Raw genomic sequence first — 25,218 nt, 5'->3', positions numbered from 1 at the left:
TAATTAGGGTAGATAACTTTTGAACAAAAAAAGTCACCTATCTGAGCGCTCGAAAATATACTTTCCGTATAACTAAGGAACTGATATTCAAATTAGGCTAGCGACTAGCAAATATTTTTAATAGTGTTATACACGAGTTGAATTATCAGAAAAGAAATAACGTAAACACTGGAAATGGAGATAATAGTTCGATACCTTTACAGCATACCAAACTTGAATGGAACCACTTTTGAGGAAAAAAGGTTATGCAATCCATAAAGAAGTTTTTTGCTTATAAGCTAATATTTTTAGGGCTATCTTTTGGAATGACTGTATCAGCTATAGCATCAGAACAACCAATATTTGAGGCTTTTATCTTAGACCCGGCGAATTCAAATAAGTTTTGGCTAGTAAGTACAGCAGACCCAAATACAAAAGCAGTTGCAGATTTAGTTGATGCTGAGAGATATTTACTTAAAGTTAAAATTGATGAGTTTTTTTCTGAGAATGAAAAATTAGCAAAGCGAGGTGATTCTGATGCTCAACTATCTCTAGGATTGATGTATCAAAATAGTGATTCTATACCTAAAGAATATTATCTACCTAAAGATTACTACCAAGCGTTTATGTGGTTTGAAAAATCAGCTAAACAAGGTAATAGCTACTCTCAGGGAAAGCTTGGGCTAATGTATTACGAAGGCAAGGGTGTTTTACAAGATACTATTCAAGCAACAGAGTGGTATAGTAAGTCTTGTGATAGTGGCAATGAAAATAGTTGTTACCGTTATAAAAAATTAAATGAATAGACAACATCTATGTATAGTTAAGTCTTTATAAAATCGATACAGCCCATATCATGAAATAGTTTAGGTAGATTATTCTCCATCCAGCCTTGGCTTAGAAATTTAGCCTGTGCCCATTTTTTCTCGATAGGGTTCAGATCAGAGCCATACGGTGGTAACCATAAAATACGGTGGCCATGCCTGTTGAGGAGTTTTTGAATACGTTTATTTTTATAAAACCGAGCATTATCCATTACAATCACGAATTTAGTTTTAAGGCTTGGAATAAGTGTGAACTTGCACCAGTCGTAAAATATATGGCTTTTGATATTTTGTTCAAAGTAATCAAGCGCAAACAGCATCTTTTTATAGAGAGCACCGATGACGTTAGTTCGCTTTTTTGCTTGCCAGTTGTAGTGATTAATATAAGGTTTACCAATCGGTGTATAGCCATAAGGACGAATAGTTTCAGCCTCAAAGCCGCTTTCATCCATATAAATAATGGGATAGCCTTGAAGCATAGAACTATTAAGCTTACTCTAATACTCCGCTCTTTTTATTGGACAGGCTTTTGGATATTCCAAGGTCTTTTTTTTGGCTGATACCAAGACGCTTTAGAGCATTAAAAATGCCCGTTTTACTATAGTTCAAGCGACGAGCTCTTTCATAGTTGTAATCATCGGGGTATCTTTTTACGTCTTTAATCAATGCGTCATCAGGTATTTTAGTTGGTGCTTTATTCCTCTTTGTTGTAGGGGCTAAGTTCTGCTGCCAGCTGTGAATGGTGCTGGCCTATATATTCTTTATCAAGGCTATCTTGTGATTCTAGATTCTATCTAGCAACTAATTTTTAGGGTGACAAAAGAATAGTTATTTATTTAGAAGGTTAACACAGAAATAAAGTATTTTTGGATAGGTAAAGCTAATTACTAAAATTCACTCCATAGATTATTAGATCAAAGTAGAAAAATCCGATTTACTCAGAAAAAGTACACTGAGCCAGTATATCAAAGAAATATATAGTATTAGAAAAAATCAGGCTAACAGATAGTAATACATCACATTATTTGAATGTACCTTATATGCGTTTTAGTACGGAATGAGCCGAGATTAATTCAACTTTTGTTAAAAAAGGAATGAACTTATTATGGTAGAAAAAATTGAAAATAGTAACGAAAATAAATCAATAAAAATTGATTTAGATAAATTATTCAGTGATAGGAATATTCTTGCTAATGACCTTATTCATCAAAAAACAAGAAAAGATTTAGATAGTCTATTAATAAAAATGATAGATAAATCAACAGCATCAAAAGTTAGATATAGTAATAGTGCCATTGATAAGCAGTTAAATACAATACGTAGTAACAATACCATTTTCATTCACGGAAAAAGAGGTGCAGGAAAAACAACATTTTTAAAATCTATATTACTTCATCATCTCGAAAATAAAGATAAAGATCCTAAGGTGTTTCCTGTTGCATTTATCGACCCTACTTTAATTGATACTCAGCAACACCTCTTAGTCGATATTATCGTTAGAATGGATATGGAGGTTAAATCTAAATTAAAAAATTGTTATGATGAAAATACTCAGAGACAGTATCGTAAAAAGCTAGAAGATATGTCAGAAGGTCTTAAGCTACTAAAAAATTATGACCTTCATCAGACTGATGATGCTCAGTGGTTCTTAAGTAGAGCGCTTAGAGACTCTCGGCATGGGCAAAGTCTTGAAAATCACTTTAATGAATTTATTGAAGAGGTTTTGAATATCTTAGGTACGGATCTATTATTAATAGCTATTGATGATGTAGATACAGAAACAGCAGCAGCTTATCAGGTACTTGAGATACTACGCTGTTATATTACTCATCCTAAAGTTTGTGTCGTTATCACAGGAGATGAGGAGCTTTACAATTTTATCGTTTATGAGAAAAAACTTGAAAGTTTAGGTGGTTCTAAAGCTTCAACAAGTAATAATGATAGCCAAATCAAAGATAAAAAATCAATGGCGATGCATTTAACTCAGCAGTATTTATTGAAAATATTGCCTGTACATCAGCGACTTCAATTGCAAGATGTTTATACTCTTGTCAATGGACATTCTAATATTGAAATAGAGATTATTGATAAGAAGAATAAAAAAAGTATTAAGGATTATTGGAGAGAGGTTTTTTGCAACGGGTTGTACTTAACTGAAGATGAAGCCGATAAATTTATCAATGTCATACTTAAACAGCCGATCCGCTCTATTTTGCAACTTGCCTATAAATTGGAACAGGATAGTCTAAGTACTTCACTCAAACTTAACCCTTATCACTTAATTGACGGTATTAGTCAGGTGTTTTTTACTGAGTTATTTGGTGAAAGAGTTGAGGTTGAGGAGTTAAACAGACAAAAAGTTTCACCTAATGACATAGGTAAGACTATGGTCAAATTGTATGCTCAATATGGCGAACTCGAAACTGGATTCTACGCAAGGCCTGACACTAACTTTACCACTTTCAATATAGCGCAACTACTATTATCAGCAGCAATAGCAAATTATACGCAGCCGAATATTAGCAAGGATGATAATAACAATAGTATAGTCTTGGCGAATACTCTAAATGCAATGATAACGACAGGTGCTGCTTGTAATATATTTATGACTTACGTAGAAAATTCAGAGAAACTAAAAATTAAAGTATCAAAATCTGAAAAATACTCAGAAATTGAAAAAAATAATGATTTAATTAATCAGTATAGCAACTATATTGGATTAAATGGTAAAGACAACTTGTATAATATAGCAGCTCATTACAGTCCAATAGTCCTAGAGCATATTTCAAGAGGACAACTAATGCTAGCTTCTGGTGTTGTTAGGACTAAGCGCAAAAGCGATACTAAATTGAGAAAGTATTTAGAAACTGCTACAAAAGTTGCCAAAGATAAAGATGAAAATGAAAACAATAATTCTATAATTGCGCAGTCTGGAACTTTAGATAGATTGAAGGATACTATATTAAATAGTTCTGTCCTTAAGAAGGATGAATTTAAATCTAGTCTATACGCTGGTATAACAATCGTAGTTGCTTCTCATGCGATCAACTCCTCTTCAGGAACAAATGATTATATATCTTGTTATACTTTACTCTCTTTCATATCAGAGTTACTAGATCGTGATATAACAGATGATAATAAAGGTACACTCTATCAATTGTTACTTAAAAGATTAGAGATTCCAACTTACGGTGCTCCACCGTTTTTTAACTCTAGTTCTGATGTTGATTCTGATTCAACTAACGAAACAGATGATTTCCTTAATAGAGAAAACAATGGTGTTGATGATGAACACATTGAAGATGTAGCGCAAAAGCTATGGGAATGGAAAAAAATACAGCCTAACAGTTTTGGTGTTTCATCTGTCCTTCAAGGAAAAATATGGGCTAGAGTATTTTATTCACTCAATCGTGTGAGTGAAGAGTTTAGAAAAGGAAGTTTTTTTGCTAAAAAAAGAGTTATTCCTGATGTTAAAGCTGGTAGCAATGTGTTGTTACATGAATTTATGTGTATTTCTATCGCTGCAATAGTTAATGCATTTTTGATTGAGGAAAGTAGGTTTTCTTATCAAGGCTCTAAAGCTGATAAGGATAAATTACATGACATTTCTAAGATGTTACAGACTGCGGAAAACGTTGCTACGACAGTTGATAAGCTTGGGAATAGCTTAGCCAAAGTGACAAAGGTATTAGATTCAAGTAGTGATTTTTCTAAGTTCTTTCCATTAACCTTTGGTTTAATAACATGTCCTTTACTCATGCCTTATTTAACATACGACCTTAGTGAATTTGATGCTGCTGCCGAGGTTAGGTGGAAAGATAAAAGAGGTAACGATAAAATTGTTGATTTTATTAAGTCTATCTTAACGAGTAAAGAGGGTGAGAATATTAAAGGAATATTTGGATACGGTACTTGGGAGGCAGCTACGAAATATAATAATTCAATCGCTTCAACTAAGGTGGATATGTATTATATTAGTGCGATTCCAATTGCGTTAAGTAATTAGGTACATAGCTTATGCCTAACTTAAATCAGTATATTATCGCAGATAATGCTTTATACAAAGTCTTGCAACAAGAATTGCAATATCTGATTGAATCAACAAATCAGTTCGAATCTTCTATGAAGCAGAAAATGCGTCATCAAGTATATACTACATGGTATCAACGTAATACAACCCAACCTGACTATGTCTTTAATCGTCAGTGGACACAACTGGAGCTAACACAACAAGAGTACAAAAGCTGGAGTTTAGCGATATTTAAGCCTTTAGTAAAACATTATTTTGATAAAGGCGATAAAGTTAGTATTCAAACGCAGAAGTTTAATGATTGGCAAACTTCAATATCGAATAATAGTAGTTTACCTGTACTCGCTTGTAAGTTCGCCCATTTTAAATATGGTGATTGTATAAATGAGACTTTTCATTTACTTGATACACTCAAACAGAAGCTAGGTTATTGCCCATACTTATATCCTAACGAGCCACTACTTGAAAAATATATACGTGATGCACGGCTTTATGAAATACATATGCATTTGAACGGTACATCTTCGTTTGAACACTGCTGGTATCAAGCTTTAGTTCAGCCTGATCGTTTCATTCAAACACTGCAAGGTGGCCAAGAAAGTGAAAAGGTTAAGCTTCTCTACGTTATTAATCCTTATCTACAAACCCTAAGTGATTATCATCACTTGCTTTTGTTAGCACGTTCTCTCAGGGAAGGTCTACTCACATGGTTAGCTAATTCAAATGAAAACCCAAAAAATGATGAATTAATTGATATAAAGAAACAGATTCTACAAGTGATCAAAGGGGACGCCGATAATCTCACAAGTTACCTAGAATATGAAAGAAAGCAGTTTGGCAATATTGATGCTACTAAGAATGATAAGTTTATCTACGATTTGTCTAATCATGCACATATTGATACTCATATACGTGAACTGCATTGGCAAGTACGAGTACAGTACAAGCTTTTGAACCAATCTAAAGAAAAACCTGAAGTGTTTTTTGATATCGCTTATTTATTATATATCGTATGCATGAATTCTTTACATCGCTTATTTGTACAAAGAAGCGACCAGTATGGCTTTGATAATTTTCAAAAATTTGCTGAAGATAATGCTAGAGAGCTGGCAGAGAAAACCTATAAAAATAGATTTTTCCAATTACATGGCCCTTATCGTGATGGACATAGCGATATGGCGGTCGTTGAAGGAAGGTTTGCACCAAAAGATATAGCAGATAAAAATAGTAAGCTAATTAGAGAAATTCTTGTAGGATTTATTCAGTACAGTCAAGAAGTTGGTATCAATAACTTGACAGATCCATCGTCAATAAAAAATAGCTTAATTAGCCATGATTTATCTACACTTGTTAAAGAAGCTAAAAAGCAGTCTATGCGCTTATATTTAGTTGCTCACTTTATCAAAAAACCGGAGAAGTCTGATAACAGCTATAATTTTACATCATTAAGAAAAGATTTATGGAATAGAGCAACCGTGCTTATGAACATGTTAGAAGCTATCCCTGAGCTACGTACAGTTGTTCAAGGTATAGATGCAGCAGCAAATGAGCTAGATACACCACCAGAAGTTTTTGCACCCATATATAGTTATTGTCGACGAAAAGGCATTAAGCACTTTACATATCATGTGGGTGAAGACTTCGAAAATTTAGTTAGTGGCATACGAGCAATATTTGAAGCAATTGAATTTTTACAACTACAAAATGGAGATAGATTGGGTCATGCAACTGCTATTGGAATTCATCCTAAACTCTGGCAAAAAAGCACCCCAAAGAAAATTTATTTAAAGCGTGGAGAGTGGCTTGATAATCTAATATTTATTCAGAAAATGACATTGAAGTATGATTTACGAGGCTTTAATGTATTAGATCTAGATACGAAGATTAGTCATTTATATCATGAAATATATGAAAATGCTTCTTACTACATGAATGGTAATGAGTGTGATTTAATCCAACTCAATATACATATATTGCAACTGGCATATAGTTATCGGTATCTTGATCCTGAGAAAGTACAAGCCTACTTGAATGATAAGACAAATATTTTATCTCAAAAGGAATTCAATGAACTTGAGAAGCTCGATAAACGAGCCTTAGCACTAGCAGAAGTAACATGGTTCAATACAGCCGTTCGTAATCGTAGACAAGAGCTTATCCATATAGATAATAAGTCTTTTACCTATCAGCAGATAATTGAGCTACAGCAATGTGTGCAAAAAATTGTGTGCGAAAAAAAAATAATTATTGAAAGCCTTTTAACTAGTAATGTCAGAATCAGTCATTATCGATCCTTAAATGACCATCATATTTTTCGGTGGCTAAGAATTAAAAGTAGGGCTGTTAAAGGAGATGCGAAAATGCAAATCATATTAGGTTCAGATGATCCAGGAATTTTTGCTACAGACTTAAGAGGTGAATATTATCATCTATATTCAGCACTCAAAAATAAATTCGGATATACAGATTCAAAATCGTTAAAAGTTATCGAAAAACTAAATAATAGTAGTCAAGTTTATCACTTCCATTAGTCGTTTCTACTAGTTGTCGTTAGTCACAATATCTTCACAGCTAATGATAACTAGGATCAGAAGTTCACTATTTAATAAAGTAGTATTTCAATTAATATATCTGTTATCGCTATGACTTTTATTATTTTTATGATGTCTAAAAAATGGTTATAGAGCCGCTGTTTGCTGCCACAACTTGCACTAGTAGGGCAGTAGGCAGTTTATCTCAAAATCTATCTGATAGAACTTTACATAAACTAGATAATTGAATCTTGGGAAGTAGCAGTTAATACACATAATCAGATAGCTTTAACTATCTGGTTATGTGATTTCTCAAAGAGTTATCTAACGACTTAATGCTTCTGCCATAGAGCATGCTCACATATTGCACATAACCAACTGTCTTTTGCACGCATATAAGGAATATCAGCAGGTACTTCAATTGGACAAGCATAACCGCAGTATTCACATACAACATCGTCCAAGTAGGCATAACACTGAGCGATTGTCTCAAAAAGTATTTGAGGACTTACCTCATACTTTTCACAAAGCGTTTTCACATGTTTAATAAAGCCGCTCTGATTATCATATGCCCAGTAATCCTCACATATTTTGATATCGTATGGACTCTGCGTCATATTAGGCTGAAGTTTGACACTCACTATACTCTCCTTAGTAGCCGCCATAGCTAGAATACGGCAATAGCTCATAAAGCTCGCTTTGAAGCTTGTTGCTCATATCTTCCACAAAGTACCCATCCTGAGCATCCAAGCGCTTCTGAACCCACACACGCATTGCCATATCATTGTTAAAGCAGCGCTTCACTCCTAAGAAGCGTGCTAGATTATGACCAGATGAAATATACAACTCACGCATCAATGAGTTAGCGATAACATTCGCATCCGCACTAATTGCACCGTCAGGTTTAAACTCACCAAACAGCTCCTCATAATTAATGATTTTCATTGTGACGTCTCCTTGTCAGTTTGTGCATTCGTGATGAGTGCTTCAGATCCAGAGCTATTCGATGCACTTGTTAACTTCTCTTTGCTTGCCAGTAGCAAGTTATCCATTGCTGAGCCATCCTGACGCGTAATATCAGGGACATATCGGCTATACACTCGAAACAGCATCTCCGTACTACTGTGACCCATCTGCCGAGCTATCCACTCAGGATTCTCCCCAGCAGCTAGCCAAAGCGTCGCTGCTGTATGCCGAGTCTGATAAGCACGCCGATGTTTCAAACCGAGTAGGGCCAGTGTGGGTTTCCATACCCGTCTATTCACATTACGGTACTCCATCGGATTGCCCTGTGAGTTGCAGAATACGAACTCTGACTTACCATAGGTGCGAGCCTTCTGCTCTAACAAGGCATCGTATACCAGCTGTGATATCGCAATATCACGTTGTGAGCCTAACGTCTTGGTTGGACCCATCTCACCATTGACTAATGCACCTTTGATACTGATCTCACGACGATCAAAGTTAATGCAGTCCCACTTAAGCCCGTCAATCTCACTGGTACGCATTCCCGTAAAGAAGCGGATAGCGTAGTAGGGCCTATAATCAGCACGTACATGCTTTAAAAATAACCATACCTCGCTCAATGTAAAAGGGTTCACATCAGGACGCGCTTGTTTGAGATTCTTAATATTTTTATAAGGCATCTCAAACTCATGGCGATCTGACGCTTCTTCTAGTATCATACGAAGAAGTATCATGATCTGATTGATTCGTGCTACTGACAGACTTGACTGACCATCTTTACCGTAACGAACTTTGGCGAGAGAGCTACGGAAGGTCAGCAGGTCTGTTTTTTTTATGGCATGTACCGCTTTACCACCAAACTCAGGTAACAAATACTTTTCCAAAATAATCTGTATCTTTTGCCGATAGCTCGGTCGCCATTCAATCTTCCTCTCCTCAAAAAACGTTTCCGAAAACTCCTTAAAGGTCGGATTGCGACTGATACAAGCTTCGGCTCTATCAGCCAGTGCCGTCATCTCCTGCGCTCGTTCACTCTTTGGGAAGTAAGCAGCATAGTCGAAGATGCCTAGGGTAATTTCTGCTTCCATTTTTTCGATAATTTTAGCCAGCTTCTTTCGATTAGCTGGAGTGTCTGTGAGATTAGTCGTCTCACGGCAACGCATATTCATATATCGAAAATCTACGAATAGCTTGCCACGTCTCGATCTTATTGACGCCATTATTTGACTCCTTGTTTAAATAAAACTTACTGTAAAGCCATACCGTTGATAGCGCTCATTACCGGCTTGCACATATCCTCTTCGATACGCTCCCATACATACAGAATCTTGCGACCGCCAAAAGGACGAATGTAATGGATGTTTTCAATCAAAACAGTGTCTTTAAGTTGGTTACGGATAGTACGTGCATCGTATTTGATACGATCGGCTAATTCTTGAGTGGTGAGATAGGTCTGTGACATAATAGTTCTCCAGTCAGTATTAAATGGTTTTTAATAAACACTTTGTTGTTGCCAACGAGTACTATATTATCAGAAAAGTAGTCATTGGCAAGTACTTTTTACTTACCAATAAGGAATTTATTGTGATTTCATGTAACTTACCGGTTCTTTTAGCAGAAAGAAGGTTGCGTGTAGCAGATTTAGTGAGAATGACAGATATCAGTAAATCGACGCTGCATAGAATCTATAATGATGATACGACTAGAATTGAGTTCGATACTTTGAGTAAGCTATGTAATGTATTAGAAGTAACGCCAGGGGATATTTTGAAGTATGTTCCAGATGAACTTGGTGAGGACGACTCTTCAGGAAAAGAGTGAATTAACTATCACGATAACCGCTAATAGGGAATTTCTAGCTAAAGGTTTCCTAGTAGAAAATATAGCCTTTCTGGAACAGGCATTCTTCATCAGAAAGGACGCTTAAATGTTTTAGGTAATAATGTTGTATTCTTATAGCGGATGTCACGGTAAATTGTTTTGGGCACAAAAAATTCACCGGCTCGGTTGCTCTAAAATATATTTGCTAATATGGCAGTAACGTACAAATATAAACTATAAAATCAATTGCTTGAGACTTGTCATGACCTTTATAAATAAATCGTTGATACGTAAGCTCACCCTCTTTTTAGTCGCAGCTATGTTTTCTTTTTCTGCAATGGCGTTGGGTTTTGATCAGACTGAACGTTTGGCTAACCAAGGAGATGCTGAGGCTCAATTTATTCTTGGAGCAATGTACTACAATGGCGAAGGCGTACGTCAGGATTATATTAAGGCAGTTGAATGGACTCAGAAATCTGCCAATCAAGGTATTGGTAGCGCTCAATACAACCTTGGTGTGATGTACGACAACGGCAAAGGCGTGCGTCAGGATCATGTTAAGGCAGTTGAGTGGTATCAAAAAGCAGCCGGCCAAGGGAATACTTATGCCCAATTCATGACTGGTTTTATGTACTACAGCGGTAAAGGTGTGAGTCAAAACACCGTTATTGGTAAAGAGTGGATTCGCAAATCGTGTGAGAACGGCTATAAAGAAGGTTGCGATTACTATCAAATCTTAAATTAAAGATAGGTTACTAACCATTAGGCAGTTTTCGGACGAGATACAAGGGGTATCGAAAACAATTCATTCTCCATAGCAATCAGTGAACTTGTTCATTTAATATTAGGTTGTAGTCATCGCTTTTTAAGTGAAAATCAATATTAAATACTATAAATTTGAAACGCATTTCCAAAAACCTAGGCATCTAAAAAACACGTTTTTTCCTGAATTGAGGTTGGGTTCAAAAGTCAGCATAGTGCCAAATTTACTAGGTTAGGTGTCATGATGATTTTTGAACCAAAAATAGCTAGGTTGTGGTCAGATACGCATACGCAGTTTTAGGGCAGGGCACGGTTTGGGCACCAAATGGGCACCGCACCGAAAATGGGCTTTTTGATTGAGTAGTTAGACTTAACTATATTCAAAAAGATATTTCAAGAATTTCTCTACAAGCCCTGAAAATTAGACAAAAAAAAGCCTCACTGTTAAGTGAGGCTTTTTAAGTATTTGGAGCGGGAAAAGAGATTCGAACTCTCGACCCCAACCTTGGCAAGGTTATGCTCTACCACTGAGCTATTCCCGCTAATTATCAATTAACTATCGTCAGTTGATGAAGGCGTATTATACGCAGTTTTTTTATTGTGTCAACACCTATGACGAAAAAAATTAAAGCTATTAAAATAGGCGTGTCTTCTGGCCATAGATATATGTTATAACGGTTTATTATAATATGTATTCCAAAAGCTTTGTAGTACATAAATAAGCTAGGACGCACTTTATAATTTAACCGTTATAACATTCACAATTATCAATACTTACAAAGATAAGTCATAAGGATAAAAAATGAGTCAACAATATACCATCGCTGATTACTTGTTTGATCGTGTCGCAGAAGCGGGTGCATCTGAGATATTTGGCGTACCTGGTGATTTTAACTTAACTTTTTTGGATAACGTTCTAGCCTCTGACAAGCTACGCTGGGTGGGTAATACCAATGAGCTAAATGCTGGCTATGCTGCCGATGGCTATGCACGCGAGCGTGGGTTTGCCGCTATGGTGACGACCTTTGGTGTAGGCGAGCTGTCAGCGATTAACGCGACCGCAGGTTCTTTTGCTGAGTACGCACCGGTATTGCATATCGTCGGTGCACCAAGCACAGCGCTACAAGACTCAAAGCGCCGTATTCATCATTCGCTTGGTGATGGTGTATTCAATCATTTTATTAAGATGGTCGAGCCTGTAACGGTGGCACGAGCGCAGCTCACCCCTGAAAATGCTGCTTCAGAAATTGATAGAGTAATTCGCTTGATTCTCAAAAAGCATCGCCCAGGTTACTTACTGTTATCACCAGACGTTGCGCGTCAGCCTATCTATCCACCAACGACCAAGTTGATCGATAGCCAAGAAGATATTACTAGCCAAGCGGCATTATCAGATTTTAAGCAAGCCCTAACCGAGTTTTTGCCAAACAAGACCACGACACTAATGGCAGATTTGATGGTGCATCGTTTGGGCTTACAGTCACAGCTCAAAGCACTGATCGCTGATACAGATATTCCTTATACCACGCTATCTTGGGGCAAGACGCTGCTTGATGAAAATAGTGATCGTTGGGCAGGCACTTATGCGGGTGTTGCTTCGCGTCCAATTGTCAAAGATGCGGTAGAAAACTGCGAATGTCTCATTAAAGTAGGGGTGCAATATACTGACACTACTACCGCAGGGTTTAGCCAAGATATCAATGAAGATGTGGTCGTAGATTTACATTATGAGCGTGCTTCTATCAGTGGTAAGAACTTTGCACCGATTGCGCTAAAAGATGCGTTGCAAGCCCTACATGAAGTGATGACCTCTGGTATTAATATCGTACCAAAACCTTTCTGTGAAGAAGTTAAGCCGCACGAACAAAAAGGTAAAGACAGTGAGGCTATCCGCCAAGATGACCTATGGCATATTATCGCTGACCGCTTAGACCACAATAACTTGGTGTTTTCTGAACAAGGGACAGCCTATTTTGGTATCAGTGATGTGCGTCTGCCAGAAGGGGTGACGTCATATGGGCAGCCGATGTGGGGCTCAATTGGCTACACGTTACCTGCCAGCTTGGGCGCGGCAATCGCATCGCCAGATAAACGCAGTGTGTTATTAATTGGTGATGGTTCAGCATTGTTGACTGTTCAAGAGTTGGCGGTCATGATTCAAGAGCGTATCAATCCTGTGATCGTCTTAATCAATAATGACGGCTATACGGTAGAGCGCGCAATTCATGGCGAAAACCAGTACTATAACGATATTCCTAAATGCGATTGGCAAATCATGCCGCGAGCGTTTGGCGCGACAGAAGCAAATAGCCTATTACTCAAAGCAGAGACAGCAGGCGAGCTAAAATCTGCTTTTGACAAAGCTGCTGTGACTACCGATAAGCTTATAATGATTGAGGTGATTGCAGACAAGCATGATATTCCGCCATTGCTAGCAGACATCAGCGCCGCACTAAAGCCAAAAAAGGATTAAGTCATTCGTAAAAGCTTAATGAATAAAAGTAACAGCCCCATTTAGCAACTTAGCTAAGTGGGGTTTTTGCATTTTTTTATCATACGGATTAATTAATCAGCGATTGCTCTTATGTCAGTTTGCAGACTTTAGTATCATGGCGGATTGGGCTACGTTCAGCCTTGATAGTCAACAGGAGATGGACTCGTCGTGATTTGGTTAAAAATGCTTATCGGCGCATTGATGGTACTGGCGATTCAATTATTCGCCCAAACCCGATTTTTCTATTTGGCGGCACTTGCGCCACTATTTCCCACCTTTACGTTAATCAGTCACTTTATCGTTGGTACTGAGCGCAGTCCCGCTGATTTAAAGGTCGCACTGATATTTAGTATGCTTGGTGTCATACCGCATTTGATTTATACCTTTGTGGTATTTTTTAGCATCAGTTATATGAGTTTATACAAGGCACTGCTATTAGGTGTGGTCGCTTGGACGGTTGCGGCTGCGATTCTGGTACTGACATGGCAATACATTCAGGGTTAAGTAATATTAAGACGTAAACTCTTTTAGCATAGCAATAGCATTTTGTGGGCTTCACTTTAATATTTGAACTTTTTTATTGATTTAGTATTGGCTGCTAGCTCTGATGGTGATGCTAATATCGCCATAAATAATTGTCATTCATATTTTGAATAATGGCCGCTTATGATAGGCTCACTGGTGTAATATCTACTAACAGCAAGATAACGAAAAACCCATCGCAATCAATTACTATTCTTAATAATAAAAAATAGGGCTCAAAAAAAATGGATACCTTAAATATCCTGTATCTCGTAGGCGCAGTACTAATTTTCGCCAGTATCATGGCGAGTACATTATCGGCGCGCTTAGGCGTACCATTGTTGTTGCTGTTTTTGATAGTGGGTATGTTGGCAGGCGAGCAGGGTATCTTGGGTATTGAGTTCTCTCAATATGCGCTAGCCAATTTCGTTGGGCAGGCCGCCTTAGCCTGTATCTTGCTAGATGGTGGTTTACGTACGTCCTTTAAATCGTTCCGAGTGGGTCTAAAACCTGCGATTACGCTGGCCACGTGGGGCGTGTTGGTCACGGTCATGGTGCTAGGTGTATTTGTCACTTGGCTACTTGATGTCGATTGGCGCTTTGGTTTACTGATGGCAGCGATTGTCGGCTCAACCGATGCAGCAGCGGTATTTTCTCTATTACGTAATGGCGGCGTCAAGCTTAACGACCGTGTGCAAGCCACGCTTGAACTTGAGTCTGGTGCCAACGATCCCTTGGCTATTTTGTTAGTCACTGGTTTGATTGCTTTAAATGTTGATCCTGATGGTCAGACAGTATTCGGCTTTTTAGTTCTATTACTACAGCAGCTGAGCTTTGGGCTAGGCATGGGCTTGCTGTTCGGTTATTTCTTATCCCGATTATTGCCCAAGGTGCATTTAGCAGAAGGCATGTACGCCATTTTAATCCTCTCTGCTGGTTTGGCTGTGTTCGCCGCGACCAATCTCATTGGCGGCAGTGGATTTTTGGCGGTATACCTCACTGGTGTGCTAATCGGCAACCACAAGGTACGTTCAACTGAGCATGTCATGCGAGTGATGGACAGCTTTGCTTGGCTATCTCAGGCAGTGCTGTTTGTGGTATTAGGACTATTGGTCACTCCATCAAACGTCCTCAATGTCTGGCATTATTCTGTTGCGATCGCGCTCTTTATGATCTTTGTAGCGCGTCCTATTGCCGTCTATACCAGTGTCAAACCTTTCAAATTTAAAGACAGAGAGATCGGGTTTATCTCTTGGGTTGGTTTACGCGGTGCAGTGCCTATTACTTTGGCAATTTTACCCGTCATGGCTGGTATAGATAACGCCTTTATGCTGTTTGATATTGCCTTTGGTGTCGTGGTTCTGTCGTTGATTTTGCAAGGTACGACCATCCCGACGATGGCAAATCTATTTAAAGTACGTATTCCAACCAATAAAGACCCGAAAGAAGAACATGAAGTCTGGGTGTCCGATAAGGCCAGTATCACGCTGTATGAGTTTGAGGCAAAGTCGGGTGCATTTGCCATTGGGCGTCATCCTATGGGTATCTCCAAAGGTATCAATCCAGATGAAATCAGTGTCTTTGCGCTAGTCCGTAATCAGCAAATCGTAGTAGTCGATGATAACACAAAGCTAAAATTCGGCGACAGTGTCTGGTATGCCATGAGAGGTAATCACGCGAGCAAAATCGCCAAGATTTTTAATGACACAACATTAGATCGCAAAGCTATCGATGACTTCTATGGCGATTGGTTGTTATCACCGAGTGTTAAGCTTGGAGATTTGCCGTTTTTTACAGGAATTATGGCATCTGAGACTCTGGTAAAAACACTCAAAACGTCCGATGAAGACAGCGCAAAAAATATGTGGGAGCAGACGGTAGCTGAGTACGTAAAATCGCATTTAGGTACTGCGCCAGTGTCAGGCGACACCGTCGTGATAAGTGATGAATGGTCATTGGTCATTAAGGAAGTCGATGACAAAGGGAAGCTGAGAACCATTGGTCTAAAGCACCAAGATCAAGCAGCGACCGCTTAAATGTTTATCGTAACTTTGTAATGGCTAATGATCAAAATAGTAAGGCAATTAGCTATTAAAAGTATTCAGTTAGAAACGACTCACTAGCTACTAATAGCTTGAAAATAGAAAGCAGTTAAAATAAAAGGAGCCAGTTTTGCTGATAAATTAGGCTTTAGAATAATTCTCTGACAACAAATTTATCATTTTGTTCAAAAAATCTGCCACATGTTTGTGTAGGTTTTCTCTGTATGCCCAGTGATGCTTCACTTCATAGCTTGCCTCATCAGGCAGCAGTATTTTCATCAGCCCCATCTCTTCATAGCGCATTGCTAGATCGCGTGGCAAGTAACCAACATGGTGACCTGCTAGGATAAGCTGCGCGGTGGCTTCCATCTGATAGGTAGTTGCGCTCAGTATTTTTGGGCGAATATGATTGATACTGACATCAGTAATATAGCCTCGTTTCACCCAATGATGGTCTTGCTCTAATTCCTCAAATGTTAGCTTGTCAGGCTCATGAAATGAACGATGCTCACGCCCGCAGCAGACGACTTGTGTTTCGATAAAAGCAGGTTGAAAGGTCAATAGCGGCGGAAAGCTACCAAAATACCCCACACCAATATCACTCTCGTTACCGAGGAGCTTTTCTATCATGCTCTCAGGACTTTGCACGTCAATCGAAAAGTGTATCAATGGATTGTCACGGTAGCTTGCAGCCAAACATTGACGCAGCGCATCATAAAAAAGCGTCGGCATCTGATCGATTAAACACAGTCTGATATGACCACCACGCACAGAGTCTAACTGACGGATGTAGTGCAACTGATGTTGAAAGCTGGCAACGGCCTCGGTAAAGCTCAAACAAGCCTCATACACTGCCGCACCGTCCTCTGTGAGCTTAAATCCTGCTCGACCACGATGACACAGCGTCATTCCTAAGCGGTCTTCTAAATGCGTCAAATGTCCACTGATGACAGAAGTCGTGACATTCAAGCGTGACTGAGCAGCTGTCACGCCTTGGCACTCTACGATAGCCATAAAGCTACGCAGCGTTTTTATATCTATTTTTATTAGCTCATCTAGCATCGATCGCCACCCTATATCAAATTAATTAAATAGTAATGGATAAGAATTGAGTAATTTTCATCAACCTTACTTTTCTATATGTATTCGTACCATCTACTAAGAAATAAAAAATAAAAGCTAATTTTATCAAGGTTTTAAGATTACCTAACAAAACATTCTGCTTGTCAAAACTTCTGATAATAATATGTAAATTTCGTTTACTACGAAAAAATAGAAGTTTGCTTCTGAATTTTACCATGGTTCATGCTCTTATATTTATGTATTGTCAATGGCATGTAGCAAATTGTGTACTTAAACCAAATAGAACAAGGAAGTAACTTATGACATTCAATCAACCATTAAGCGGCAATGATATGCCAAGATTTGGTGGTTTCGCTTCTATGATGCGTCTGCCAACTCAAGCCGATGCTGAAGGGTTAGATGTGGCGTTCGTTGGCGTACCTTTAGACATTGGTGCATCCAACCGTAGCGGTGCAAGATTGGGTCCTAGACAGATTCGTGATGAGTCAAGAATGATTCGTCCCTACAATGTGGCCACTCGCGCTGCGCCTTTTGAATCACTACAAGTCGCTGACATCGGCGATGTGCCTATCAATACATTCAACCTGCTAAAAAGCGTTGATATCATCGAAAAATTCTATACCGATAAAATCGTCAGACACGGCGCGATTCCTTTAACGCTAGGTGGCGATCATACTATCGCGTTGCCTATTCTGCGCGCACTTGCTAAAAAACATGGCCCTGTCGGTATGGTGCATATCGATGCTCATGCTGATATCAATGATGATATGTTTGGCGAAAAAATCGCGCATGGTACGCCGTTCCGCCGCGCTGTTGAAGAAAACCTCATCGATGGCAATCGTGTGGTACAGATTGGTCTACGTGGTACAGGCTACAGCGCTGAAGAGTTTGACTGGTCAACTGAGCAAGGATTCCGTGTGGTACCTGCTGAAGAGTGCTGGTATAAGTCGCTAACACCGCTCATGGCTGAAGTACGCGAAAAGCTAGGAGATGGTCCTGTCTATTTAAGCTTCGATATCGACGGTATTGATCCTGCGTTTGCCCCAGGTACGGGTACTGCTGAAATCGGTGGTCTGACCTCTACTCAAGGTATCGAAATCATACGCGGTATGCGCGGCCTAGATGTAGTGGGCGGAGATTTGGTTGAAGTATCACCACCGTATGATCCATTTGGTAATACCTCGGTATTGGCAGCGAACTTATTGTTCGAGATGCTATGCATCCTGCCGGGCGTACGCTATGACGACAAGGTTAAGGCAGTTTATTAATAGCCATCATTTATTACCTCTATAATGAGCAGCCTTTGCAGCCAGTAATTAGTGACTAATAATCGGTATGAAAGAAAAAATACAAAGGTTGTTTTGAGGTATTGATAATTATCTGAATATTCAGCGAAATTTTTTAGGATGACTGACCCATGACCCAATTAACGCAAACGCCTTCTTCTTTGTCTGACACATCATCATTGACCTGTGGTGAGCTATTGGTGCAGTGGCTAGAGTATTATGGTGTAGAGACCGTTTTTGGTATCCCTGGTGTACACACGGTAGAGCTGTATCGCGGCTTGCCTAGTACCAATATCCGTCATGTGACACCGCGTCATGAACAAGGTGCTGGGTTTATGGCAGATGGTTACTACCGTGCCTCTGGCAAGATTGGCGTATGTTTCATCATCACTGGCCCTGGTATGACCAACATTATGACGGCGATGGCGCAAGCACTGGCTGATTCGATACCGATGCTAGTGATTTCTAGTGTCAATAAAGTCAAAGACACGGGTAGTGAGGAAGGGCATTTGCATGAGTTGCATGATCAGCAAGGCATGATTAGTAAAGTAGCATTGACGAGTAAGACTATTTGGCAACCTGAATCGCTACCAAAAGTCATTGCAGAAGCTTTTGCCTTATTTAATGGTGCGCGTCCTGGCCCTGTACATATTCAGCTGCCTATCGATATCATCACTGCTGATGCCAGCCATGTTGCTAAGCCGCCTAGTTTAAATGCTGTAGCAAATAGCCAAACCGATATAAATAGTTTGAGCCTACCGCAGGTCACAAGACCATTGCCGAATCCTACACAATTAGACCTAATCGTACAGTCACTACAAACCGCAAAAAACCCCGTAATACTTTATGGGGGCGGCTGCGTCGATGTCGATCACGATGCACAGCGATTGGCAGAGTTGATAGATGCGCCAACGTTTTTGACGATTAATGCCAAAGGCTTGCTGCCACCTGGTCATCCATTAAGTTTAGGTAGCAACCAGTCATTAGACGCAGGCCGAGCCGTGATTACCGAGGCGGACTGGGTATTAGCGATTGGGACTGAGCTTGGGGAGACTGACTATGATGTGTTCTTTAATGGTGAGTTTAAGATAAATGGCACGCTGGTACGTATCGACTGTGATGCCCAGCAATTGCAGCGTCCATTTAGAGCAGATATCGCGGTACTGTCCGACGCGCAGATGGCGATTAGTGGTTTATATAGTCGCTTAGAAGGTCAGACATTCGATCATCAAGCATTATCACGTGTCAATGAGGCAAAGCATGCCATCTTGAAGGACGTAATGACAGACTTTGCGGGTCAAAATGCATTACTGAAGCTGATTAGAGATGAGGTAGAAGACGTCATTTTCGTTGGTGATTCAACGCAGCCTGTCTATAGCGGTAACCTTGGTCTTGAAGCCTTGGCGACGCGTAAATGGTTTAACTCATCGACAGGTTTTGGCACATTAGGTTATGGGTTGCCTGCTGCTATTGGGGCCATGGTTGGCTCAAATCTACCTGTCGTCAGTCTAATGGGTGACGGCGGTATTCAATTTACGATTGCCGAGCTCATCTGCGCCGCTGAGCTTGAGCTACCATTGATTGTTTTGCTATGGAACAACCAAGGTTACGGTGAGATTCGTCGTTACATGGAAGAGGGCGGTTTACCACTAATTGGCGTCAATATCAAAACACCAAACTTTGAGCCACTAGCAGCAGGGTTTGGCGCTGGCTATCGTAGAATCACCGATAAGCAGCAATTGCTAGACGCATTAAAGACAGACACGAAGGGTAAACAGCCAATCATTTATGAGATTGATGAAGCAGATGACTTTCTAAAAGAAATGGCTAAGACAGTGACTTATTTTAATTAACAGTAATACTGGCGCTAATGCCACGGATAATAACGAGACTGATAGTCACAGGTCTAAAAAACGACAAAAAAATGACAAACTCTGGTTACGCAAGGAAAGACGTTCATGACGCCCAATGCTAGAGAAATGTCAGAAAGTAGACATGAGCAAATACCGCGTTTGTTGACGGAGCTTGCTGCTGTCGTTGGTACGACCAATGTATTGACAAAACCTAGCCAACAGCAGTCTTATGTGCAAGGTGCGATTGAGGCTGTCACGGACGCGACCGTAGCAGTTGTGATACCGCACTCTCTTGTGGCACTATGGCGCGTCATTAATATCTGTGCAGCTTTTGATGTGATTATCATTGCTCAAGCGGCCAATACAGGTCTGACGGGTGGTTCAACGCCGAATGGAGATTATGATCGATCACTAATCGTAATCTCTATGCAGTTATTGAGCGGCGTGCATTTACTCAACGATGCAGCAGAACTGGTTGCTTTGCCAGCCGCTACTTTGCAGCAATTAGAGTCTATTCTTGCTCCATTAGGGCGTGAGCCGCATTCAGTACTGGGCTCTAGTTGTGTGGGCGCATCGGTGATAGGCGGCATCTGCAATAGCTCGGGCGGGATGTTGGTGCAGCGTGGACCTGCTTATACTGAGATGGCGTTATTTGCCAAACGTAATACCTCAGGGCAGTTTGAGTTAATCAATCACTTAGGAGTTGATTTAGGTACACGCCCAGAGGAAATGCTTGAAACTCTACAGGCTGGTACATTCAATGAAAATCTGAATAGTACGAACAGTAAAGCATGTACCAACTACCATTATCAACACGAAGTCCGTGATTGTGAGGCAGGGACACCTGCTCGATTTAACAATGATCCCAACGGTCTGTATGAAGCATCTGGTTCAGCTGGCAAGGTCATTGTATTTGCGGTGAGGGTAGCGACCTTTGCCAAGCCTAAAAACGAGCAAACGTTTTATATCTCGACCAACGACGCTGATACCTTGACCACACTCAGAAAACAATGGTTAAAAAGCGAGTTGAAATTGCCTGTGTCGGCTGAGTATATGCATAAAGACTATAACGACATTACCATGCACTATGGCCGAGACACTTGCTTGAGTATGCGTAAGCTCCCTGCCAGCAAGATAGGGTCGCTATATCGACTGCAAGCAAAGATTGGCTACTATCTGGATAAGTGGCATCTCCCAAAGACGCTGCCAGATTGGATACTGCAACTAACATCTAAGTTTATGCCGCCGTCATTACCAGCCATTTTGACCACGCAGGCATGCTCATATAAATACCATTTGATTATAAAAGTCGCAGATGGTTTTGATAATGGCATTAATAAAAATTCTGATAAAAATGATGGCAACAATATCGCCGCTGCGCAGAATTTTTTGCAAAACCATCTACAGCAGTATCAAGGTGCGCTGCATATATGTACAGAGCTTGAATCACAATCGTTATTGGTATTTCGCAGTGCCGCCACCGCTGCCATGTTTCGTTATCATAATTTAAATCAAGATAAATTTGGCGAGCTGCTATCGACCGATATTGCCTTACCTAGAAATGCCGTAGATTGGGATGAGACTCTACCTGAACACTTGCAAGAACAAGTCAGAAAAACCTTTTATTTGGGGCATTTTTTCTGTCATGTCATGCACCAAGACTATTTATTGAAACCTAAGACCAATGCCAAGCAGTTCAAGGATGAACTGCTGGCATTTTATGATAAGCGTCATATTGAGTATCCTGCTGAGCACAATGTGGGGCATGCGTATCCTGCTAAAACTGAGCTACATTATTTTTATAAAAAACTGGATCCAACCAATTCGCTCAACCCAGGTATTGGTCAGACAGAGAAATGGAAAAACTGGCAATCATCGCCCATCAAGGAGAAGTTAAATGTCGAACTATATGGATAAGTCGCAGCAGCCGATTTTAGGGAATAATACGGTCGATCCAGAGACGCCAAAAGCAGGTCAGTGGCGAGCAGCAATGTGGAAGTTTTTATTATTCTCAGCATTGGGTATTGCGTTATTTATCATACCGTTTCAATGGGATGGTAAAGTCACGATTTTATTGGGTGTGTTGACCGATGCTCTACAAGCCGCGTTAGGCAGTTATGTGGCATACATTACAATGGCGATTGTGTCGATATCCTGTATTGGGGCGTTGGCAGTCAAGGTACTAAAACCCAATCTAGATGAAGGCTCGCTGACCAAAAAACTCTTTGATATTGATTGGTTTTGGCTAGCAACTCGATTTTTAGGCATGCTGTTTGTTTGGATGATTTATCTACAAGTCGGCCCCGAGTTTATTATCAATCGCAATACGGGCGGTGTCATTTTTGAAGATTTGATTCCTATTCTGATTCCGTTGTTCTTCTTTGCCATTTTATCACTGCCGTTTTTGACTGATTTTGGTCTGATGGAGTTCTTGGGTACTTTAGCCAGTAAAGTATTTATCAAGCTTTTCAAACTGCCTGGTCGTTCTGCGGTTGATGCGATGTCTTCTTGGTTTGGTGCTGCCTCTATCGGTTTGCTGGTCACCATGCAAGAGTATGACAAGAGTTTTTACAGCCAGCGTGAAGCCGCAGTCATCGCGACCACCTTTTCTGTCACTTCTATCGCCTTTACCTATGTGGTTGCCAAAACCATTGGCGTGGACAATAACTTTGTCTTCTTTTATCTGACCATCGCGCTAACAGGTTTCATCGCTGCGATTATTATGCCGCGTATACCGCCATTGTCACTCAAGCCAGATACGTATCACTCGGGCAAAAGCATGCTGGACGAAGGCATTCCTGCTGAATATACAACGTACCAATGGGCGGTCAATCGCGCTGTCACTCGTGCACACTCTATGCCTAGCTTGGGTCACGTGTTCAAGGGCAGTGTAAACAACCTGTTTGATATCTACTTTGGTCTAATCCCTGTTATTTTTGCGATTGGTACGATTGGCCTTGGTTTAGCAGAATACACACCAGTCTTTAACTGGTTGGCCACACCGCTAGTACCGCTGCTTGAATGGTTGCAGATTCCAGAGGCAGCAAAAGCAGCACCTGCCATGATCATGGGCTTTGCGGATATGTACTTGCCAGCCTTGGTCGGAAAAAGTATCGAGAGTGAGATGACACGATTCATCGTTGGTGCGGCCTCAATCACTCAGATTATCTACATGTCTGAAGTGGGTGCGTTGATTTTGAAGTCAAATATTAAGCTAAATGTATTAGAGCTATTTTTAATCTTTATCCTTCGTACGCTTATCAGCTTGGTAGTAATTACGTCTGTGGCGCATCTACTGTATTAGTGGCGTGTCTAGTATTCACAAGGCATCTAGCCTGACGATAATATACAAATGGTCGGTTTTTCTGTAGTCAGTTAAACCGACCATTTAGCCAATCATATTACGGACGTTACGCACATAAAAACAGTTTTTTAAAAAAATATAAGGCGATTGACCATCATGGAAATGCTGAATTCTATAGATTTGACCAGAGAAACTGCCATACAAACGGCGCAAAATGAAGTCGTATTAAATGCCGCTTATATCAATGGCAACTGGGTGACGATTGAAGCGCTTACGACTGATGCTGATGGTATATCTTCTAATAATATAGACTCTGATAATGCAGAAAACCATGCCCTATATGATCCAAATTCAGGCGAGGTGATTGCAACGACGCGCTTATGCACCAGTACTCATGTAGAGCCGGCAGTCCAAGCGGCTTCCGAAGCGTCTGCTAGCTGGTCACAGGTTAGTGTAAGTGAGCGTGCCCGCTATCTAAATGCGATTGCGGAGTCTATGGAACAGCAATTCGATAAGTTGGTTGGACTGTCTGTATTAAACAACGGCAAGCCAATTGAAGAGGCAAAGATAGACGTAGGGGATGCTATTGCCTGCTATCGCTACTATGCCAATCTCATCACAGATCAGGCCACATGGTCTAAAGTCTCAACGCTTGAGTCAGGTATACGCTTGTTAAAGACATACTCGCCAGTGGGTATTTGTGCGCTGATTACCCCTTGGAACTTCCCAATGGTGACGACTTCTTGGAAGCTGGCACCTGCGCTAGCGGCAGGCTGTACCTTGCTATTGAAACCGTCTGAAGTGACATTATTACCAGAGCTTATGCTAGGTAATATCCTATCTGAGATAGGCTTGCCAAAAGGGGTGGTTAATATCTTACCGGGTGCTGCTGAAGTGGGCACTGCTATGACCAGCCATCCGTTGATTGATAAAGTATCGTTTACTGGTAGTAATGTAGTCGGCGAAAAGGTGATGGTTCAAGCAGCAAAAGGCATCAAAGACATTAGCCTAGAGTTGGGTGGTAAGTCTGCCATCGTGGTATGCGCAGATGCTGATATTGATTATGCTTGTGATTTAATCATTGGCGGTATATTTACCAATGCAGGTCAGATATGCTCGGCCACGTCGCGATTGGTTGTACATCAAGATATCGCTGAGCAGCTGTTTGACACATTAAAAGTCAAAACGGAAAGTCTGCAAATTGGTGATGGTTTTGCGACAGAGACGCAAATGGGTCCATTGGTGAGCGAGCAGCAGCTGAATCAAGTTAAGAAATTCTTTGATATTGCGACAGCTGAAAATCTGGACTGTTTAACCGGCGGTGAACTATTAGAAGCATCTGGCTATTTTGTAACGCCAACTGTCTATACGAATGTGCCAACGACCAGTCAATTGTGGACGGAAGAAGTGTTTGGCCCTGTATTAGTCTGTGCAACCTTTACTGACGACGCAGAGGCTATTCGCCTAGCCAATGATAGCAAGTTTGCTTTAGCAGCAACCATCGTGAGCGCTGATGAGACTGCCGCGCTTGAGATGGCGCTACAAATAAAAGCCGGGCATATCTGGATTAACGAGCAACAAATCGTACTGCCAGAAGCAGGCTGGGGCGGATTTAAGCAAAGCGGTATCGGCCGTGAGTTGGGCGGTGATGGTTTGTCCGCTTATCAGAAGAGCAAACATGTATTGTTGACCGATTAATTGGATTTTTAACTAGATTGTCA

20 protein-coding genes and 1 tRNA gene are annotated in these 25,218 nt (G+C 40.4%); 13 read left to right on the top strand and 8 right to left on the bottom strand.

All coding sequences use genetic code 11. The features are described from left to right. Positions 1 to 245 precede the first annotated feature (245 nt). Positions 246 to 785 carry a tetratricopeptide repeat protein gene (locus ACHEVO_RS01565; RefSeq protein ID WP_394123649.1) on the top strand — a complete coding sequence of 180 codons (540 nt, stop codon included), beginning with the start codon at positions 246 to 248 and terminating at the stop codon, positions 783 to 785. Between the two features lie 17 nt (positions 786 to 802). Here the strand turns inward: ACHEVO_RS01565 and ACHEVO_RS01560 are convergent, their stop codons facing one another. Together ACHEVO_RS01560 and ACHEVO_RS01555 are read right to left on the bottom strand one after the other, a co-directional pair. After that, entirely contained in the window at positions 803 to 1,282 is a 480-nt protein-coding gene (locus tag ACHEVO_RS01560) for a transposase (protein ID WP_394123648.1), read from the bottom strand. A gap of 13 nt (positions 1,283 to 1,295) precedes the next feature. Further along, positions 1,296 to 1,544 (bottom strand): IS630 transposase-related protein, encoded by a 249-nt coding sequence (locus ACHEVO_RS01555; RefSeq protein WP_394123912.1) that lies wholly within the window; start codon positions 1,542 to 1,544, stop codon positions 1,296 to 1,298. Positions 1,545 to 1,908: 364 nt separating this feature from the next. Here ACHEVO_RS01555 and ACHEVO_RS01550 point away from each other — a divergent pair, with 364 nt between their 5' ends. After that, positions 1,909 to 4,809 carry a hypothetical protein gene (locus tag ACHEVO_RS01550; RefSeq protein WP_394123647.1) on the top strand — a complete coding sequence of 967 codons (2,901 nt, stop codon included), beginning with the start codon at positions 1,909 to 1,911 and terminating at the stop codon, positions 4,807 to 4,809. Positions 4,810 to 4,820: 11 nt separating this feature from the next. Beyond that, complete coding sequence (locus ACHEVO_RS01545) at positions 4,821 to 7,364, top strand: hypothetical protein (RefSeq protein ID WP_394123646.1); 2,544 nt, start codon at positions 4,821 to 4,823, stop codon at positions 7,362 to 7,364. Between the two features lie 332 nt (positions 7,365 to 7,696). Here the strand turns inward: ACHEVO_RS01545 and ACHEVO_RS01540 are convergent, their stop codons facing one another. The 4 genes from ACHEVO_RS01540 to ACHEVO_RS01525 are packed head-to-tail and all read right to left on the bottom strand — an operon-like array spanning position 7,697 to position 9,792. Beyond that, positions 7,697 to 8,005, bottom strand: a complete 309-nt coding sequence (locus ACHEVO_RS01540) for a hypothetical protein (RefSeq protein ID WP_394123645.1) — start codon at positions 8,003 to 8,005, stop codon at positions 7,697 to 7,699. Positions 8,006 to 8,015: 10 nt separating this feature from the next. Continuing rightward, the gene (locus ACHEVO_RS01535; protein WP_394123644.1) at positions 8,016 to 8,309 is read right to left on the bottom strand and encodes a hypothetical protein; all 294 of its coding nucleotides are present in this window, start codon (positions 8,307 to 8,309) and stop codon (positions 8,016 to 8,018) included. Further along, complete coding sequence (locus ACHEVO_RS01530) at positions 8,306 to 9,550, bottom strand: Arm DNA-binding domain-containing protein (RefSeq protein ID WP_394123643.1); 1,245 nt, start codon at positions 9,548 to 9,550, stop codon at positions 8,306 to 8,308. The genes ACHEVO_RS01535 and ACHEVO_RS01530 overlap by 4 nt, the downstream gene beginning before the upstream one ends. A 26-nt stretch (positions 9,551 to 9,576) precedes the next feature. Further along, complete coding sequence (locus ACHEVO_RS01525; RefSeq protein WP_021815097.1) at positions 9,577 to 9,792, bottom strand: hypothetical protein; 216 nt, start codon at positions 9,790 to 9,792, stop codon at positions 9,577 to 9,579. Positions 9,793 to 9,815: 23 nt separating this feature from the next. On the opposite strand from ACHEVO_RS01525, the gene ACHEVO_RS01520 reads away from it, so the two are divergent. Beyond that, positions 9,816 to 10,151, top strand: coding sequence for a helix-turn-helix domain-containing protein (locus tag ACHEVO_RS01520; protein WP_394123642.1), 336 nt, complete (start codon positions 9,816 to 9,818; stop codon positions 10,149 to 10,151). 262 nt (positions 10,152 to 10,413) lie between these two features. After that, entirely contained in the window at positions 10,414 to 10,896 is a 483-nt protein-coding gene (locus tag ACHEVO_RS01515) for a tetratricopeptide repeat protein (protein WP_394123641.1), read from the top strand. A gap of 484 nt (positions 10,897 to 11,380) precedes the next feature. On the opposite strand, the gene ACHEVO_RS01510 is transcribed toward ACHEVO_RS01515, so the two are convergent. Continuing rightward, positions 11,381 to 11,455 (bottom strand) — tRNA-Gly (locus ACHEVO_RS01510). Between the two features lie 260 nt (positions 11,456 to 11,715). On the opposite strand from ACHEVO_RS01510, the gene ACHEVO_RS01505 reads away from it, so the two are divergent. The 3 genes from ACHEVO_RS01505 to ACHEVO_RS01495 all read left to right on the top strand — a co-directional run bounded on the left by ACHEVO_RS01505 (position 11,716) and on the right by ACHEVO_RS01495 (position 15,965). Next, positions 11,716 to 13,386 carry an alpha-keto acid decarboxylase family protein gene (locus tag ACHEVO_RS01505; protein WP_394123640.1) on the top strand — a complete coding sequence of 557 codons (1,671 nt, stop codon included), beginning with the start codon at positions 11,716 to 11,718 and terminating at the stop codon, positions 13,384 to 13,386. Between the two features lie 189 nt (positions 13,387 to 13,575). Beyond that, complete coding sequence (locus ACHEVO_RS01500; RefSeq protein WP_394123639.1) at positions 13,576 to 13,911, top strand: GlpM family protein; 336 nt, start codon at positions 13,576 to 13,578, stop codon at positions 13,909 to 13,911. A gap of 263 nt (positions 13,912 to 14,174) precedes the next feature. Beyond that, positions 14,175 to 15,965, top strand: a complete 1,791-nt coding sequence (locus ACHEVO_RS01495) for a potassium/proton antiporter (RefSeq protein ID WP_379544587.1) — start codon at positions 14,175 to 14,177, stop codon at positions 15,963 to 15,965. A gap of 147 nt (positions 15,966 to 16,112) precedes the next feature. Here ACHEVO_RS01495 and ACHEVO_RS01490 read toward each other — a convergent pair whose 3' ends face one another. Further along, positions 16,113 to 17,033 carry a LysR family transcriptional regulator gene (locus ACHEVO_RS01490; protein ID WP_201567603.1) on the bottom strand — a complete coding sequence of 307 codons (921 nt, stop codon included), beginning with the start codon at positions 17,031 to 17,033 and terminating at the stop codon, positions 16,113 to 16,115. A 320-nt stretch (positions 17,034 to 17,353) separates the two neighbouring features. On the opposite strand from ACHEVO_RS01490, the gene speB reads away from it, so the two are divergent. The 5 genes from speB to ACHEVO_RS01465 all read left to right on the top strand — a co-directional run bounded on the left by speB (position 17,354) and on the right by ACHEVO_RS01465 (position 25,195). Then, entirely contained in the window at positions 17,354 to 18,322 is a 969-nt protein-coding gene (gene speB / locus ACHEVO_RS01485) for an agmatinase (RefSeq protein WP_379544586.1), read from the top strand. A 149-nt stretch (positions 18,323 to 18,471) separates the two neighbouring features. Next, complete coding sequence (locus tag ACHEVO_RS01480) at positions 18,472 to 20,193, top strand: 5-guanidino-2-oxopentanoate decarboxylase (RefSeq protein ID WP_394123638.1); 1,722 nt, start codon at positions 18,472 to 18,474, stop codon at positions 20,191 to 20,193. Between the two features lie 105 nt (positions 20,194 to 20,298). After that, positions 20,299 to 22,110 carry a D-lactate dehydrogenase gene (gene dld / locus ACHEVO_RS01475; RefSeq protein ID WP_394123637.1) on the top strand — a complete coding sequence of 604 codons (1,812 nt, stop codon included), beginning with the start codon at positions 20,299 to 20,301 and terminating at the stop codon, positions 22,108 to 22,110. Next, a complete protein-coding gene (locus ACHEVO_RS01470; RefSeq protein ID WP_290165634.1) occupies positions 22,091 to 23,497 on the top strand; it encodes a YjiH family protein in 1,407 nt (468 codons plus the stop codon). Before dld ends, ACHEVO_RS01470 begins: the two co-directional genes overlap by 20 nt. A 156-nt stretch (positions 23,498 to 23,653) precedes the next feature. Continuing rightward, positions 23,654 to 25,195 (top strand): aldehyde dehydrogenase family protein, encoded by a 1,542-nt coding sequence (locus tag ACHEVO_RS01465; protein ID WP_394123636.1) that lies wholly within the window; start codon positions 23,654 to 23,656, stop codon positions 25,193 to 25,195. The last annotated feature ends 23 nt before the right edge of the window (positions 25,196 to 25,218 follow it).

The organism is Psychrobacter nivimaris, from assembly GCF_043419765.1.
Lineage (GTDB): Bacteria > Pseudomonadota > Gammaproteobacteria > Pseudomonadales > Moraxellaceae > Psychrobacter.
The sequence above is the reverse complement of the archived record's forward strand: the minus strand, read 5'-3'. Positions and strand labels throughout refer to the sequence as shown.